Annotated in this window: 13 protein-coding genes (1 of these 13 cut by a window edge); 1 reads left to right on the top strand and 12 read right to left on the bottom strand. The window is 51.8% G+C overall.

All coding sequences use genetic code 11. The annotated features are described in order from the left end of the window. The 12 genes from IRJ17_RS02340 to IRJ17_RS02395 all read right to left on the bottom strand — a co-directional run. Positions 1–1,134: the 5' portion of a GntP family permease gene (locus IRJ17_RS02340; protein ID WP_122962217.1), read on the bottom strand. 249 nt of this gene lie to the left of the window's left edge; 1,134 of the gene's 1,383 nt are visible here — the first part of the coding sequence; the start codon lies at positions 1,132–1,134; the stop codon falls past the left edge of the window. A gap of 388 nt (positions 1,135–1,522) precedes the next feature. Further along, positions 1,523–2,905, bottom strand: a complete 1,383-nt coding sequence (locus IRJ17_RS02345; protein WP_122962216.1) for a sigma-54 interaction domain-containing protein — start codon at positions 2,903–2,905, stop codon at positions 1,523–1,525. A 45-nt stretch (positions 2,906–2,950) separates the two neighbouring features. After that, a complete protein-coding gene (locus tag IRJ17_RS02350) occupies positions 2,951–3,430 on the bottom strand; it encodes an MmcQ/YjbR family DNA-binding protein (protein ID WP_229049794.1) in 480 nt (159 codons plus the stop codon). Continuing rightward, positions 3,420–4,646 (bottom strand): MFS transporter, encoded by a 1,227-nt coding sequence (locus IRJ17_RS02355; RefSeq protein ID WP_122962215.1) that lies wholly within the window; start codon positions 4,644–4,646, stop codon positions 3,420–3,422. The genes IRJ17_RS02350 and IRJ17_RS02355 overlap by 11 nt, the downstream gene beginning before the upstream one ends. 288 nt (positions 4,647–4,934) lie before the next feature. Next, on the bottom strand, positions 4,935–5,501 hold the full coding sequence (locus tag IRJ17_RS02360) for a nitroreductase family protein (protein WP_173600148.1): 567 nt from the start codon (positions 5,499–5,501) through the stop codon (positions 4,935–4,937). Positions 5,502–5,602: 101 nt separating this feature from the next. Beyond that, positions 5,603–6,622 (bottom strand): FecCD family ABC transporter permease, encoded by a 1,020-nt coding sequence (locus tag IRJ17_RS02365; RefSeq protein WP_122962214.1) that lies wholly within the window; start codon positions 6,620–6,622, stop codon positions 5,603–5,605. Next, positions 6,615–7,622, bottom strand: coding sequence for a FecCD family ABC transporter permease (locus IRJ17_RS02370; protein WP_122962213.1), 1,008 nt, complete (start codon positions 7,620–7,622; stop codon positions 6,615–6,617). The genes IRJ17_RS02365 and IRJ17_RS02370 overlap by 8 nt, the downstream gene beginning before the upstream one ends. A 20-nt stretch (positions 7,623–7,642) precedes the next feature. Further along, entirely contained in the window at positions 7,643–8,650 is a 1,008-nt protein-coding gene (locus IRJ17_RS02375) for an iron-hydroxamate ABC transporter substrate-binding protein (RefSeq protein WP_122962212.1), read from the bottom strand. Positions 8,651–8,761: 111 nt separating this feature from the next. Next, positions 8,762–10,408 carry an AraC family transcriptional regulator gene (locus IRJ17_RS02380; RefSeq protein ID WP_122962211.1) on the bottom strand — a complete coding sequence of 549 codons (1,647 nt, stop codon included), beginning with the start codon at positions 10,406–10,408 and terminating at the stop codon, positions 8,762–8,764. A 224-nt stretch (positions 10,409–10,632) separates the two neighbouring features. Then, the gene (locus tag IRJ17_RS02385; protein WP_242773023.1) at positions 10,633–12,261 is read right to left on the bottom strand and encodes a DUF3880 domain-containing protein; all 1,629 of its coding nucleotides are present in this window, start codon (positions 12,259–12,261) and stop codon (positions 10,633–10,635) included. Beyond that, complete coding sequence (locus tag IRJ17_RS02390; RefSeq protein WP_217023394.1) at positions 12,258–13,484, bottom strand: DUF3880 domain-containing protein; 1,227 nt, start codon at positions 13,482–13,484, stop codon at positions 12,258–12,260. The genes IRJ17_RS02385 and IRJ17_RS02390 overlap by 4 nt, the downstream gene beginning before the upstream one ends. A gap of 39 nt (positions 13,485–13,523) precedes the next feature. Continuing rightward, complete coding sequence (locus tag IRJ17_RS02395) at positions 13,524–14,423, bottom strand: phosphotransferase family protein (protein WP_122962208.1); 900 nt, start codon at positions 14,421–14,423, stop codon at positions 13,524–13,526. Between the two features lie 288 nt (positions 14,424–14,711). Here IRJ17_RS02395 and IRJ17_RS28100 point away from each other — a divergent pair, with 288 nt between their 5' ends. Continuing rightward, a complete protein-coding gene (locus IRJ17_RS28100; protein ID WP_278189480.1) occupies positions 14,712–16,715 on the top strand; it encodes an ABC transporter ATP-binding protein in 2,004 nt (667 codons plus the stop codon). The last annotated feature ends 63 nt before the right edge of the window (positions 16,716–16,778 follow it).

The raw sequence follows: 16,778 nt of genomic DNA on the forward strand, positions 1-16,778 counted from the left end.
AATCGACATCCCGCCAGAAGCGGAACCGGTCACGCCTGCCAACACGTTTACGGCTACGGCTTCGGACACCAGCGGATGATCGCTTGCCCCCAAAATCCAGCCTTGGATCAGCTTGAAGCCAGGCAATGTTTTGACGACGTTACCAAAACCTACTTCGGACGCGGTATTGAAAATCGCCAGCAAAGCTCCCATCGCAGCAGCAGTCAGTCCGCTCGCCAGCTTGTTTTTCACCTGCTTGACGTTGATGAGCAGCGCTGCGAGAATCCCCAGGCTAAGGGAAATGATCAACGCCCAGGACGACACGACGTTTTTCACTTTTTCGATTTTGAACGAGTCTTTGAGCATGGTGGCATCATACCAGCCCTCCACTGTCCAGATGCCCCGGCTGAACAAGTAATTGCCGACAAGGACAAGCGCCAATGGCAAAATCGCTACCCAGATGTTCATGTAGGACTCGGTTTTCAACAGCTCTGGTTCATTCGAATGCCCCTCGCCGTAACCTTCTCCGGCGGCTGCGGCTTGCTTGCGTCTCCGCTCCAGCCACGCCATCCCTCCGACGAATACGATAATCGCTCCGATAATGCCGACGACCGGAGCCGCATAAGCGTCTGTACCAAAATAAGTAGTAGGAATGATGTTCTGAATTTGCGGTGTACCCGGCAAAGCATCCATTGTGTACGTGAATGCACCGAGTGCAATCGTTCCCGGGATCAGACGTTTTGGGATGTTCGCTTCACGGAAAATCGCTGCGGCAAACGGGTAGACAGCAAAGGCAACGACGAACAGCGAAACCCCGCCATACGTCAAAATCGAACATGCCAGCACGACAGCCAAAATCGCACGGTTGGAGCCCAGCGCCTTCACGATCGTATGGGCGATCGACGAAGCTGCTCCACTCAACTCCATGACTTTTCCGAAAATGGCACCCAGCAGAAAAATAGGGAAAAATGATTTCACATAGTTTGCTGCATTGGTCATGAACGTTTCCGTATAGCTTGGCAGAAGCGCGATTCCCGACAAAACGACCGCGAGCAGCGTAAAGATCGGGGCAAAGACGATAACAGGGTAGCCCCGGTACGCAAAAAACATCAAAAGGCCGAGCGCGATCACGATAGACAACACTTCAATGATCATAGGATTCTCCTTTCAGATTGCCCTCCAGCTTGGAGGCGCAGTGTTTATAATCACCGCAAAAGAAACCGCTTACAACCGTTTCTGAATTGCATGGATCGTGCCAACTCTGTCACCTTTTCGACAAATCCAGCATTCGCGCCACTTTGTAGTCACCGGGCACCGACACCCGAATGATAGCGCTTGCAAAATTTTCCGGATTTCCGGAATTATGCGTCCGCTTTTTTGGAATCTAGCAAAAAACCAGCCAAAAACAGCTCCGGCAAAATGTCAAAACCTTCTGCCGTCGACACCTTTCTCCTTTTTTCTATTCCGGAAACGCGGAATCTGGCAAAAATAATAGCCGGGAACTCGGCCTTGTCGCCCTGTCCCGGCTTTCAGTACGCATCCATTATTTCCGTTGGGAATACTTCTCCCACTTTTCATAAAAGCTGGACTTGCTGATTTGCAGCAACTTGGCTGCCTCCAGCTTGTTTCCGCCCGTTTGCTGCATCGCAAGCGCAAGCGCCTCCTGCTCCGTCTGTTCCATGAGCTGCTTTAAAGGCATAAGCTCTCTGAACGGCGCATCCGCCACAGGAACAACTGCCGTCTCGTCCGATGCCGGCAGCCAAATGTGCTCTTTTTTCAGCACATCGTCCTCCATCAGATGCAATGCTCTCTCCAGCACATTCCGCAGCTCGCGTACGTTCCCCGGCCAAGCATAGCCCCGCAGCACATTCCAGACCTCTTCGTCGATCACTTTGACCGTGATGCCTGTAGACTCGCCCAGTTGCTTGAGCAGGTTGGATACCAGCTCCGGCAAATCTTCCAGCCGCTCTCTCAGCGGAGGGATCGACAAGGTGACTACGTTCAGACGGTAGTAAAGGTCGGCGCGGAACTTCCCTTCCTTGATGCTCTGCAACAGATCGAGGTTCGTGGAAGCAATCACCCGCACGTCGATTGGCGTCGTCCGGACAGCGCCAACCCGCTCCACTTCCTTTTCCTGCAAAACGCGCAAAAGCTTGGCCTGCAAAGGCAGCGGCATATCCCCGATCTCATCGAGCAGAATCGTCCCGTGATTGGCCAGCTCGAACTTGCCCTTTTTCCCGCGGCGAACCGCTCCGGTGAACGCTCCTTCTTCATAGCCAAACAGCTCCGATTCCAGCAAAGTATCCGGGATCGCCGCACAGTTCACGCGAATGAACGGCCCCATCTTCCGTTTGCTCTGCGCGTGAATCGCGTGGGCAAACAGCTCCTTGCCTGTCCCGCTCTCCCCGGTAATCAATACCGTCGAATCGCTGGTCGCCACCTTTTGGGCAAATTTTTTCAGTTCCTGCAGCTTTTGGCTGTATCCGACGATCTGGTCAAAATGATAGGTCGCCCCCATCCTGCGCCGCAGTTCTTTCTTATAGTAAGTCAGCTCGTCCTTCAGCTGATCGACCATCGCAGCCAGGGCAGTCAGCTCCTGCACATCCTGAAACAGCACCGTTCCGAGTACAGCGATCACGTTGCCCTCGTCCATGATCGGAATGCGGTGGGCGATCATCTTTTGTCCCTTGATTTGCTGGATATCCGCAATCTCCGCTACACCTGCCTGGCCGACAATGTGCATCCGCGTATTTTCGATCACATCTGTAACGGGTTTGCCGATGACATCCTGCACGTTCAAAAATTCCCGATAGCTCCGGTTCATCAAAAGGATTTTGCCGTCCCTGTCCGTCACGATCATCGGCTCATGGGCATTCTCGAAGACGACCTCAAGCAACTTGCTGATTTGTTGGAGATTCCAATCCAACTGGGGCTCCCCCTTTGTCTGGTAGATCGCTTGAATGACAGCTCCTCATGATTCCATGAGCGACGGAAGCTGCGCCTGCATTTGTTTTGCCAAACGCTTGGGAGCTGCACACAAGTAACCCTCCAGCAAATAGTCCGCAAGCAGGCTGTAATCCGCAACGTTTTGGGCGCGAATGGAAACCCAGCCGTGGTGACCGATATACGGCGTCTTGTAAAAGTGCTCCTGGGCGAGCAACAGCTCTTGTGTCGTCTTGAGCACTTTGAAGGAGAGGGCGGGGCCTTCTGCGCCCCCCTCTCCCATAATGACAAACGGCTTGTCGCTTACCCGAAACGACGTATGCCCGAAGCCATCGACCTTTTCCGTCACTTCAGGCCAGCGGATCGCAAGCTCCCTGACCGCCGCTTCCATTTCCAGCCCTTCCTTGGACGTAATCCGCTCATGCGTCATCTGATCGCAACCCCCATCCTCTATCACCAATTTTCCTTGCCGCTTTTCCGCCGTTACGGCTGTTTCCTCATGATCCAATCTGTTCTGCGCTTGGCATCGGCTTTCCTTCTTTTACGCGATACAGCGGCAGTATAAAGCTCAGGCCAATCAAAAACAGAATCGCCGCGATTTCATACACAAGCATGAGGGAAAGATGCAGCTTCAGCACCCCTGCCACGCTCATCATGATCACCATGGAACCTGTAAACAGCGGGGTCAAAATGCCGTTTACCCGTCCGATAAAGGAGCTTTCCGTATATTTGAGCAGCATCGTATTGATCCCGATCTGAATGCACGGCAACAGCAATCCGGCCAAAAGCTGGGCGAGCAGCGTCAGCCACAAGTGAGTAGACACCCCGCATACGCCAAGGGCAACGGCATTGCCCAGCATTCCGAGAACGAGCAGCCTTTGCGGAGGCACATTTTTCGCCAGCGCCATCGTCAGCGCCCCTCCTACAATCATGCCCACACCTTGAACCATCAACAGCCATTGCAGGCTCTCCTTAGGCAGCTGGAGCTGTTCGGTCACCAGGAATATCGCCAGAGGCTGCACCATTCCTATACCTAGCCCCGCTGCCATGAAACAGATGCCCAACAAGGATAACACGCGACTTCTGAGCACATAGCGAATCCCGCTCGCCATCTCTTCCAGCAAGGCAGATTCCTGCTTTTCTCCCTCTTCCACCCGATCAGGCGGCAACATGTACAGCACCCCGGCAGAAGCCAGAAAGGCAACGGCCGTAATGATCATAGATACTTCCATCCCCCATTGCTGGAACACAAATGTACCCAAGATTGGCCCCAGAACCATAAAGATGGCAAAAAGCGTCTGATAGGCGGACATCCCCGCTTGCATCTGCTCCGCCGGAACATGCAGCTTGAACAGTTTCATGCCCGATGGTTGGGAAAACTGCGAGAGCACGGCCGAGATCAGCGTTGCGAAAAAGATCGCCTTCCACGTTCCGAAGACAAACGTGACCAGTACGGCAATCACGGACAAGGCACTGAGCACATCGCACCAGACCATCGTTCGTTTCGGCCGCCAACGGTCAGCAAACGTTCCCGCGAGAAAAGAAAACAGAAAGATCGGCGCGTATTCCGCGACAGAAATCATGGAAACAGCGAACGGATCGCCTCCGGTATGGTCCATGACATACAGCAGTATGGCAAAATTGCGTACCCATATCCCGATTTGCAAGAACAAGCCCGACAACAAAATCGCCCTGACGTACCGATTTTTAAGCATATTTGACATAAAAAAGCCTCCTTATCCATTTGCGATCTGGACAGGAGGCACAGCATATCATCGTCAAAAAGATATAGAAACCCTCTGCAAAGAAACATCAAAGGCTCTACCATCCATTTGCCAATATGCACACATACTACTCCCATCCAAAAAACGCATCGTCTTATCCGATTGTTTTTGTGGAAACAGGAGTTAGTAAATCATTGGCTTGATGGTCACCCTTTCTTGTAGAGTGTCCCAAGAGTACCACAAAAAGTAACTGCCTGACAAGAAAAAATGTTCCCCTCTTGTCCTGCGCTACGCTTTATCCACAAACGTGATCCGCTCGGCTGCCGGAACGCGCGGCTGCGGGCTTGGAATCGCTGCCGGATAGCCGATGTGCAGGTTACCCAACACTTTTTCTCCCGGAGCAATGCCCATCGCCTCACGAAATTCCGGCTCGTGAATCCAAGGGTAAGTCTCCCAGGTCAGACCGATGCCTTTTTCCCACGCCAGCAAGCTGAAATTGTGGATGACGATGCTGGTGGACGCGAAATCATCCTGACGCTCGATCAGGTTGGGGCTTTCCTTCATAATAACTGTCATCAGCATCGGAATCGCCATGATTTTGTTGTAGAACTTTTCCCCTACTTCTTTCTTTTTGGCAGGGTCCACTTCGCGTTTTTCCTTCATGATCCGCACCGCTTCAGCGATTCTTCTGCGGCCTTCGCCATGCGTCACAATAAAACGCCACGGCTGGGTCATATGGTAGTTAGGCGCCCAAACGGCTGTATCCAACAGCTCGGCCACCAGCGCCGGGTCTACCTCGCGATTTTCAAAACGGTGAATCGAGCGGCGTTCTCTGATCAATTTTGCCAGTTCCATTTTCGTTCCTCCCTTTTTGCTTTCTCTCCCAAAATCAGAGGAGCGCCCCTTGCTCAAAGTGGCGCCCTCCTCCCGACTCTATCCAAATGGACTGCTTTTCTCTATTTTTTGGCTCTGCTAAGCAGATAGAAGAAATACGGCACCCCGATGATCGAGATGACAATGCCAACCGGCAGTTCAACCGGAGTGAATACGGTCTTGGCGATAAAGTCCGCCGCAATCACCATCAACATCCCGATTGTGCCGGATAGCGGCAAAACATGTCTGTGAGCAATACCCGTCAGGCGCTTGGCTATATGCGGAGCCATCAGACCGACAAAACCAATGCTGCCGGAAACGGAAACGCACGCGCTTACGATCCCGATACTGGACAGCAAGAGCCGATTGCGTTCTTTTTCCACCGACACCCCAAGGCTTTTCACCGATTCCTCGTTTAGCTGCATCAAGTCGAGAATATGCCCTTTGCGCAACAAGACAGGAACAAGCAGGATCAACCAGGGGAGCATTCCGCTAATATGCGTCCAGTTGGCGTTCCAGATGCTTCCGGTCAGCCAGACAGTAGCCATTTCAAAATCGTTCGGGTTCATTTTCAGCGACAAGTACAAAGCTACTGCTCCCAGCCCTGATCCGATCGCGATCCCGACCAGGATCAGCCTTTGCGGGTCAAGTGTTCCGTTGCGCCAGGCAAACATGTAAATCAACGCGGCGGCCAACAAGCCCCCGGCCAGACCAAACAGCGGCATTGCCATGATGGAGAACCAACTGGCATCCGTAAACTGTCCCTGGAAGAAAAACATGAATGCTACGACAGACGCACCTGCCCCGGCGTTGATCCCCAAAATCCCCGGATCAGCCAGACCATTGCGGGTAATGCCTTGAATGACAGCACCTGCAACACCCAAGCCATAGCCGACCAACGCTGCAATGACAATCCGCGGCAACCGAAATTCAAAAATAACGAGGTCCTGCTCAGGAGACGACCCGAGCCGCAACAAAGTGCGAACCACATCCATCACGGACATGTCGAACACGCCGTTTGTGATGCTAATGTAAGTTGCCAGTACAATCAGGATTATCTTGACTGTCAGAACCAGACGAAATCTGCTTCTGTTATCACGCATGCTTGCCTCCCCCTCTCTTGTAAATCAGATAGAGGAAGAACGGCACACCGATAAATGCGGTAACAACTCCAATTGGCGTCTCAAACGGGCTGTTCATGAAGCGGCTGAAGACGTCAGACAAGCCAAGGAAAACGGCTCCCATCACGCCTGCGCACGGAACAATCCAGCGATAGTCCAGGCCGACCAGGAAACGGGTCATATGGGGAATAATTAGCCCGACAAATCCGATTTTTCCGGCTAATGCTACCGAAATGCCTGTAAGAATAACGACAGCCGTCGTTGCCAGCACTTTGACCAAGACCGTCTTTTGTCCCAGACTGAGCGAGATTTCCTCCCCCAACGACAAAATCGTAATGGACTTGGACAAGAACAGAGCCATGATAATGCCGACGACAGCAAAAGGAACCGCCAGCCAAATCAGCCCCGGTTCAAGCTGATGCAACCGCGCGTTATACCAGAAGCTTACATTTTGCGAGACTTGAAAATAAGAAGCGATAGCCGCAGAGACACCGCTCAAAAACGTTCCCGTAATCGTCCCGATTACCGCCAAAGCGACAGGCGAAAATCCATTGGGCAACAGCCTGGACAATCCGAGTACCATCACAACTGCCAGCGCCGAACCAGCCAACGACATGAAAATCATTGTCGTATTCGACGAAGCAGGCATCAGCACCATGCACAAGGTAATGGCAAAGGCCGAACCATCGGATACCCCCATAATAGAGGGGGACGCGAGGTAGTTCCTCGTCATCCCCTGCATCAATGCTCCTGATATTGCCAAAAACGCTCCGATCATGAGTGCGCCCAACACTCGTGGCAAACGGGAATGCATAATGATTTGATGATTCACATTCCCTTCGTCAAACTGGAAGAGAGCTTGATAGACGGTGTATGCGTCAATCTGCTTAGCCCCGTACAGAATAGACAACACGATCACTAGCGCAATCGCTACGGGCGAAATCGCAAGTATGAGGATAGGTACTGCTTTTTTTGATTGCATGCGATTAACCTCGCCTACTATTACTTGGCAGACAATTTTTCAACAGCAGCTTTCAGGAAGTGTACTTTACTCCAAGCTGTTCCGCCTTGTGCGAGCGGATCAACCACGTTTACGAATACTTTGCCGTTTTTCACAGCGTTGATGCTCTTCCAGATCGGGTTGTTTTCCAAATCTTCCAGTGCTTTTGGATTGTCTTTGTTCTCATCCGCAGAGAATTGGACGAAAATGTAATCCGGGTTCATTTCGCTGAATTTCTCCAGCGAAACCACTTCTTGTGCCTTCGCTGCTTTTACTTCTGCTGGTGCTGTGAAACCCAATTCAGAGTAGAGGGATGGGTTGAAGAACACTTTTTCCGGATAAATGTTGATACTACCTTGGCGCAAACGGATTGCTACCACTTTCTTGTCTTTCACGCCCTCACCCAATTGAGTTTTTGCTGCCTCGACTTCTTTTTTGTAGTCGTCGATCACTTTTTGAGCCTCAGCTTGTTTGCCAGTCAATTCACCCAGCAAGAGCAGGTTTGCTTCCCAGTTGGTGGAAATGTGGGAAACCGGGAACGCTGTAGTGATTTTGGTCAATTTCTCAAAAGTTTCAGGCGGGAACTTGCTGCTGCCCAGAATGACTTCTGGTTTCATGGACACGATGCTTTCCAGGTTCAGCTGGATTTTCTCGCCAGTGGATTTTGCTTCTCCGGTGATCGGAGCAAACATCTCAGGGAACTTGCCACCGATGGAAATGGCCCCAACCGGTTTTACGCCGAGCACGAGCGCATCTTCCATGGACTCCATGCTGCCTGTGATAGCGATCCGTTCTACTTTGCTTGGGACAGTGTATTCTTTATCGAGGTATTTGATCGTGCGTGTCTCTTGTTTGGCACCCTCTTCAGCAGGTTTTTCCGCTGTTGTCGTAGTCGCAGCAGGTGTGGTGCTGTTGTTCGTGGCTGTGGAGTTTGCAGCCTGGTTGCCGCCGCACGCAGTCAGTGCAATTGCCAGCATGGCGATGCTAAGACCCAGATATACCTTTTTCATTACTTGAAAAGCCCCTCTCATATGTTTGTATATGATCTTTATTGATAACGATTATCATTCGTGATTATAATGCATCTGCTTATCCGCGACCATGGACGATATCCAGAATCGTCATGGACGATCTCCTGAAAATAGACGCAAGCATTGGTCAAGAACCCGATTATGGGCAAGGGCTGAATACTCTCGCCACGGATCGGAAGTAATCAGGTACGCCCGGTTGTTTCGCACCGCTTTCAAATCCCGCCACTGCGCAGACAGCTTCAACTGTTTGAAGGTTTCCAAAGTCTCGGCTTCCTGGCAAACGAGCATCAGCACCCTGTCAGGATTAAGCGCAGCCACATCGGCAAGCGATACGGTCTGATCGTAAACATCCTCTGTCGTAACAAAAGCCGGCTTCACTTGCAGCCCTTTGTAAAAAACCTCGTTCATGCTGCGATTGCAGTGCACAGTCAGCTCATTTTTGAACACGCGCAAAATGAGAAACGTTTCTTCCTCAAGCGTTTTTCGCAGCCCTTCCCGTCCTCTGGCCATTTTCTCGTCATAGGCAGCCAGCCAGTGTCTGGCCTCCACCGACTCTCCCAAAAAATCGCCGATCATCAGCAACTGCTCTCTCCATCCTTGCGCTTCATATGGCACGAACAAAGTTGGCGCAATGCGGGCAAGCTGCTCGGTCTCCTGTTCATTGGCCTTGTCCAGCGAAATGATTACATCGGGCTTGGCTTCTTGCAGCATTTCGATGTTTGCCTTCCAGTTTTCATTCTGGCGAAACGCGCTCAGATGGACGGGGATGTCGTTTCGGTAGTTTTGGTAGTAATAGGCCGTCCATTTCGGGTGCAGTGGAGCTGCGAACGGCATCATTTTCAATGCCAGCATCTGCCCAATGATCGGGGCGCGGTAGGCGGCGATTTTGCGCTGGCGGCTTTTCATATAAAAGGTAGGCGAAACTCCCACCTCTTTTTTGAATTTGCGGCTGAAGTAAAACTCGTCGTTGTATCCTACCTGGTGAGCGATTTCACGCAGCTTTACGTGGGATTGCGCCATGAGCTGCTTCGCCCGGCTAATGCGCAGCTCCGTGACGTAATCCATCGCGGATACACCGTATGTTTTCTTGTACAAATCCACGAAGTATTTCGGGCTGACTTCGGCAATCCGGGCGAGCTGCTCAATCGTGATATTTTGCGAGTAATGCTCTTCCATGTAGGCACGTGCTCGTTCCAGCGCCGTAGCTGAATCTTGTGCCGTGAAATCGACGTTCTTCACGATGTGGTACCACATTTCTTGAAACATGGTCTGGCTGCGAAAACGGTCGATCCCGCCTGCCTGCTGCCATAGCTCTGCAATCGAATCGCAGTACAGCACAAGCTGCCCCGCGGAGCGGACAGATACTTCCCCCATTAATGGAAACTCGTGCTCTTCCCGCAATACGCGAAGACGTCTCCTTCTCTGCTTGGACTCGCTAAACGCGTCGAAGCGCATGACGTACATCTGCAATTCGTCAACCGAGTCTGGATCGATCCCGAACGTGCTCATCGGGGGGCATATATAAATCGCATCCTGACGCAACTGATGCTCGACATTTTCCAATCGCAAACGGCCTCTCCCGCCGGTTACGATCAGCAATATGTGTGAATTTGTAAACTGTTGGCGCAGACGTTCATGCTCGTCTCCTTTTATCCAGGCAATATCGCGGAGCTTGAACATGACATCGGCCATCACATGCTCGGTAAACTCCTGGAACATCGCTTGTCTGTCATTCATCTTGGTCACACCTTCAGTCTTGCAGAATATTTCTTCACGGCTCTCTATGTACAAACAAATGGATCGATTGGTTTTTTGATAACAATTCTCATTTCTGTGCTAAAAGTATATCAAACTCATCCATCTCTTCCTATCTTCAATTATTAGCAGCGCCAACAGCGCCAAAAAAGCCCCCTCCATCAAGCCGGGCTTTCTGACGCTGTATCATGCACCTGCGGGCCTTGTCATACGCTGCCCGCTTCGCTCATGTATTTTACTATTTTGGCGACGTAATGCTGCGTTTCTTCGGGAGCCAGCATCAGCCACTGTTTGTCCGCTTGCTGAGCGGCCATCCGAACGTGGTTTTTCCCCCAGTTGTACGCCCCTAAAGCCATGGGCAGATCGCCTGCAAATTCATGCAACAGCTCCTTGATGTACATGGCTCCGCCTACGATGTTTTGCCACGGATCGTTCCGATCCACGCCCAGCCCCTGCGCTGTCTTCTGCTTGAGCTGCATGATTCCGAACGCGCCTGCTGTACTCATGCCCGCATTTTGGCCAAAATCGGACTCTGCATAGGCGATTCCGTAGAGCAGACACGGATCGAGCTGAAACAGGCGCGCTGCTTTGTCCAGCCACTTTTTCACTCGCCTGCACTGCTCGTCATCTTCTGCGATTCGCTGCGGAATGCGCAAAAACTGGCCGATCTGGATCAGATCAGAGACGAGTCGGTTCGCCTCGCGCAGCCTCTCGATACTTATCCCGTAAGTCTGGGCAATTCCCCACAAACTCTCTCCTGGCTTGACCGCATGCACCATGTCTCTGCTGCAAATCGGCTGGCCCAGCCGCAAGAACTTTTCTTCTCGCTTCATAGATGCTGTCCTGTCGTTAGCGACAATCCCTTCCTCTACAAGCGTGCGTATGATAGATTGGGCGCGCTGTTCGTACGTATGGGCTTGAACCGTCCGCATCGCCTGTGCCTGAAGTTCCCTTCGCTCGCCGCTTTTTTCCATATAATATGAAAGCAATTCTGCTGTCTGTAGCGGAGACGAAGATGCCAGCATATCATGGCCGGGAGTAAAAATCCGCCTTAAACCGGAAGCTTCGCGCGCGAGCAACAAACTGCCGCACGCTGCGGCTTCCAGCATGCGTTGCGAAATATGCTGTTCGGACGATTGCAATTCGATCACGATGTCCGCTTCCTGATAGACCCGTCTTGCTTCCAGAGGACTTGGCTTAGACATCGTCCCGTTCTGCGGAATGCTCCAGCCAAAAAACGGCTGCATCTGCCCCCACTCTTTTCCATAAAAGCGAGCCGGGATGCGCTTCGCAAGCAGAGGCCAGATGAGCGTATGCAAAGCGTCAGCGAGCTCATGGCCCCACTGATGCCGATACATATAAGGAAACGGAGAAAATACAACTGCCACAGGTGTGCACGATTCGTCAGGGGTTGGGCTTTCGCCTGGGCCATACCACTTGGGGTCGTAGCCAACATCCATATGCGCCGCCCGGATTCCAGCCGCTTCGTAGCTCGGAACACTTTCTGGCGAGACGGTAAAAACAAAATCTGCCTGCATCCGCAAAGCTACAGGCAGTGACCACATATCCAAGAAAGCAGGATCTTGCTCTGCCCAGTAAATCAGAGGTACTCGCGCCTTTTTGGCTTGCTCGCCCGCATACGCTTGCTGCGTGGGAGTCAGCTCTGGCCCCCAGCCTGTCATCATGATGAAATCCGGTTGGAAGCGCTGGAGCAGCGCAGGCAGATTGGACTCCGTCAACAGCCCGGAAATCATCACTTGATGTCCGGCATCGCAAAAACCGTGCGGCAATCCGTGAAGGAGCGCCTGATTTTTTTCCAGAAACAAAATTCTCATGTGCTCCCTCCGCCGCTTTCGTTTGCTTCGCGGCTGCGCTCCCTGATTTTCAAGTATTGGTCGATGTAAATATCATAGGAAGTAAGCCCGTTCTCCTTCATGATGTGTTCGATCGTCACCCCGTAGGTTTGGGCAATTTTCCAGAGCGTATCTCCCCGGCGGACATCGTGCACTTCATAGCGTTGCCGGATTCGCTCCGGGTAGGAGATCAGCTCGCCTGGTCCAGTCGCAGTCTCGCTATCGGTGGACAAAATTCCTTGCGCTTGCAGCACCTGCACCATGTAATCTGCGCGGTGTTGATAGGACGCATGGCGAACAACCCGTCTTCCTTGCTCCTGAATTTGTTTGCGTTCCTCCGGATGCTGCAAATAGTGCTCGATGATTTGCCGCGTCTCGTGAGATGTGGAAGCCGCGAGCAGGTCTTTTCCTGACGTGAACATGCTGCGGACTGCCAGTGTATCCTGTGTAACAAGGAAGCCTCCCGATCCCAAAATCTCATACGTCCGCTGTGTCAGCTGCGTCTCGTAGTTTTGCAGGCCAATGACGATGTCTGCCGAGCTGTACACCTTGTGGGCATCCGGGTAAGACAAATAACCGTGAATCCACTCTTGCGGGATGTCCAGCCCCAGATATGGTTTCATTTTGTCCCAGTCGCGGCCGTAAAAGTCGATGCGCATGTTGGCATGAAGCAGCGGACGAATGAGCGTAAACAGGGACACCAGCCGAAAATGGTCAGCATGCTGCTTGAAGACGTGCGGGTACGCATTGGCAACAACGGCGATCGATGTACGATACGCATCCTCTGCCGGAACGGGACAATGAATGCTGGAATGGAATCCAAAATCCATGTGTGCCGCCTTGATCCCTCGTTGTGCGTAATAATCTACCCGCTCGGAGCAAATCGTAAAGACAAAGTCAGGTTGCACCCTTTGAATCAGCGGCATCGTAAAGCTCTCTGTAAACGTAGGGTCTTCTGTCGCCCAGTAAATGAGCGGAACATTCGCCTCATGCACATACCGATTAATCCAGTCCAGTTTGACAGCCGTTTGCTCAGGCCCCCAGCCGATGGCGATCACCAAATCTGGCTGAAACTCCCCGAGCATCTCGGGAATGTTTTGCTCCGTCAACGGCCCTGAAATCATCACATCGTGTCCTGAATCGCGAAATCCGTTTGGCAGCCCGTGAATCCACATGGGGTGGCTTTCCAAGAACAATACTCGCATTTTCTCACCTCGCCGTCCTTCCTTCCTGTTTCCGTTCCCTCAGGTTCCCTTGGCTCGGGCAAATGCCTGCAATTTTCCAAGCGCATACTGAATGAGTTTTTGATTTTGGCAGTCAATTCCGTAAAATAGTGTCCAAAAGCTGATCGTCTTGACGTAAAATGATGTTATGCGGTCAAAAAACACCGGGTCAGTCTCCCTGGTGTAATAGCTCAATACTTTGTGGGCAAAGGCTGCGCCGTACGCCCTGTAAATCCCGACAAAATCGTAGGCGGGGTCTCCTACTCCCATTGCGCCGAAGTCGATAATCCCGTTCAGCCGCCTTTTCTCGAAGTCGTAGAGCAGGTGCTCAGGCTTCAAATCGTTGTGCAACAGCGCCGGCTTGAACGCGAAGTAGTCCGGATTCGCCACAAACGCCTGAAAGGTCTGCCTGGTCCACTGTTGCAGCTCAAGAGGCATATAAGAAAAAGCCTTCCGTTCAATTCGCTTCAGAAGATTTTCGTAAAAAGCTTTGGTCAACGCCGGGTCAATCGCCTTGTCGAACGACTTTTCCAGCGGATAGGAATGCAGCCCGCTCAAAAATCCCCCAATCGCTTTGGCTACTTGCTCTTGTTCCTTGTCAGACAGTCCGCTCATCTCTTCACGAAAAAGCGGCTTCCCGTAAATCATCGGGTATCCGACGTACTTGATGTCGTCTGTCTGCGTGGAGGAATAGACAAACTGGGGAATCGCCACTGGCACCATAGGCCCTAGCAGCGGTAAAATTTGCATCTCCCGGCTGATGATCGCTTTCGCCTCCTCTGTCTTGGGGAAGCGGAAAATCATCTTTTCTCCTACGATGACGACAAAATTGCTCCAGCCTGTATCGTCCACGCGAAATGTTTCGTTTCGCAGCTCCGGATATCGGTCTTGCAGCAGCTTGCGCAAAGGCTCGAGTTGCACACGAAATACGCCCCTTTCCAGACCGCATTCATACTCAATTGATGTATTGTATGACTTGGCTTACGAAAGGCAACGATAAAAAAGCCCCTAATGAAGCCTGCCTAGCAACATTTGGGGTTTTGCCGATAGGTATGTGCTGAATAGAAAAAAATTTTTTAACAATACTCAGCAAATATAGTATAATGGTGATAATGATTTTCATTTTCGTAAAAATTCATACTAGAGAGATTGTTACACATAAATGGCGGGTTGTTTGATCACATCATCACGTTGGAAAGGGAGGATTCTATGGAAAAAGTTTTGGAAGTAAAGGACTTACACGTTTCATTTGACACGTATGCAGGTGAGGTAAAAGCAGTGCGGGGGGTTTCTTTCGACCTGCACAAAGGGGAAACGCTGGCTATCGTAGGTGAGTCCGGCTCCGGTAAATCCGTTACGTCTCAAGCACTTATGCGCCTTATTCCTTCTCCTCCGGGCCGTATTCCCAAAGGACAAGTCCTGTTTGAAGGCAGAGACTTGGTTACTTTGACAGAAAAAGAAATGCAGGATGTTCGCGGACGCGACATCTCGATGATTTTCCAAGACCCGATGACGTCGCTCAATCCGACGATGACGATCGGAAACCAAATCATGGAGAGCTTCATCAAACACCAGAAGCTGAGCCGCGCTGAAGCTCGCACACGCGCTGTCGAGCTGCTGGAGCTGGTTGGCATTCCGTTTGCCAAAGAGCGTGTCGATCAATATCCGCACCAATTCTCTGGCGGTATGCGTCAACGGATCGTCATTGCGATCGCGCTGGCCTGCAATCCGAAGCTGATCATTGCGGACGAGCCAACAACCGCGCTGGACGTGTCCATTCAGGCGCAAATTTTGGAGCTGCTGAAAGATATCCAGAAAAAAATGGGTACTTCCATCATCTTCATTACCCACGACCTCGGTGTCGTAGCGAATATGGCTGACCGTGTAGCGGTTATGTACGCTGGAAAAATTGTCGAGATCGGAAATGTCGATGAGATTTTCTACGATCCGAAACATCCGTATACATGGGGGCTGCTTGGCTCCATGCCTAACCTCGATACGAGCGACGAAGAGCTGATGTCCATTCCTGGCTCCCCGCCAGACATGTTCAAGCCTCCTGTCGGTGATGCGTTCGCAGCACGCAACCCGTATGCGCTGCAAGTCGATCTGGAATTTGAGCCACCGATGTTCAAAATCTCGGATACGCACTATGCTGCAACCTGGTTGTTGCATGAGATGGCTCCGCAAATCGATCCTCCTGCATCCGCAGTGAGACGCAAAACAGACAGCGACGAAAAGAAAGTCGAAGTGCAACGCCCGCAAGCAGCGAAATCGTATGACCAGCGCGAAAAGCTTGTAGAGGTCAAAGACCTGAAACAGCATTTCGATCTTGGCGGCGGCCATATTTTGAAAGCGGTTGACGGAATCAATTTTGACATTTACAAAGGCGAGATTTTCGGACTGGTAGGAGAATCCGGGTGTGGCAAGTCCACAACTGGCCGCACCATCCTCCGCCTGTACGATGCGACAGACGGCGAAGTGCTGTTCAAAGGCAAGAGTGTTCACGGCAAAAAAACAGGCGAAGAGAAGAAATGGCTGAACCGCAAAATCCAGATGATTTTCCAGGACCCGTATTCGTCTCTGAATCCTCGCCTGACTGTATCCGATATTATTGCAGAAGGTCTGGATATTCACAAACTGGCTACCAAAGAGCAGCGCATCGCGAAAGTACACGAGCTGCTGGAAACAGTCGGTCTGAACCGCGAGCACGCCAACCGCTATCCGCATGAGTTCAGCGGCGGACAACGCCAACGTATCGGAATTGCCCGCGCTTTGGCCGTCGATCCCGAGTTCATTATCGCGGACGAGCCGATCTCTGCTCTGGACGTATCCATTCAGGCTCAGGTTATCAACCTGCTCAAACGTCTGCAAAAAGAAAAGGGCCTGACCTATTTGTTCATCGCCCATGACCTGTCGATGGTGAAATACATCAGTGACCGGATCGGCGTGATGTATCGCGGCAAAATCGTTGAGCTGGCGGAGAGCAACCGCTTGTACGAAAACCCGATTCACCCGTATACCAAGTCTCTGCTTTCGGCCATCCCTCTGCCAGACCCGGATTACGAGCGCAACCGCAAACGGATTGTTTTCGACGATCAGGAATACTTGCAGAACCAGACCGAAGAAAGAGTGCTGCGGGAAATCGAGCCAGGCCACTATGTCGCTTGCACGCAAAAAGAATTTGAGCGTTACGGCGGCGGCGTCCTGGTCTAAACGAGAACAAGCCTGCACCAACAAACGAAAAAGGGAGACGAGCCTCGATGGCTCTCTCCCTTT

Origin of the sequence: Brevibacillus parabrevis (assembly GCF_022701015.1) — a bacterium.
GTDB lineage: Bacteria > Bacillota > Bacilli > Brevibacillales > Brevibacillaceae > Brevibacillus > Brevibacillus parabrevis.

Bases quoted from the DNA above. Each gene is read 5' to 3' on its own strand.
- IRJ17_RS02355 (WP_122962215.1), bottom strand. From the start codon at position 4,646: ATGTCAAATATGCTTAAAAATCGGTACGTCAGGGCGATTTTGTTGTCG.
- IRJ17_RS02360 (WP_173600148.1), bottom strand. From the start codon at position 5,501: ATGGAACTGGCAAAATTGATCAGAGAACGCCGCTCGATTCACCGTTTT.
- IRJ17_RS02365 (WP_122962214.1), bottom strand. From the start codon at position 6,622: ATGCGTGATAACAGAAGCAGATTTCGTCTGGTTCTGACAGTCAAGATA.
- IRJ17_RS02370 (WP_122962213.1), bottom strand. From the start codon at position 7,622: ATGCAATCAAAAAAAGCAGTACCTATCCTCATACTTGCGATTTCGCCC.
- IRJ17_RS02375 (WP_122962212.1), bottom strand. From the start codon at position 8,650: ATGAAAAAGGTATATCTGGGTCTTAGCATCGCCATGCTGGCAATTGCA.
- IRJ17_RS02380 (WP_122962211.1), bottom strand. From the start codon at position 10,408: ATGAATGACAGACAAGCGATGTTCCAGGAGTTTACCGAGCATGTGATG.
- IRJ17_RS02385 (WP_242773023.1), bottom strand. From the start codon at position 12,261: ATGAGAATTTTGTTTCTGGAAAAAAATCAGGCGCTCCTTCACGGATTG.
- IRJ17_RS02390 (WP_217023394.1), bottom strand. From the start codon at position 13,484: ATGCGAGTATTGTTCTTGGAAAGCCACCCCATGTGGATTCACGGGCTG.
- IRJ17_RS28100 (WP_278189480.1), top strand. From the start codon at position 14,712: ATGGAAAAAGTTTTGGAAGTAAAGGACTTACACGTTTCATTTGACACG.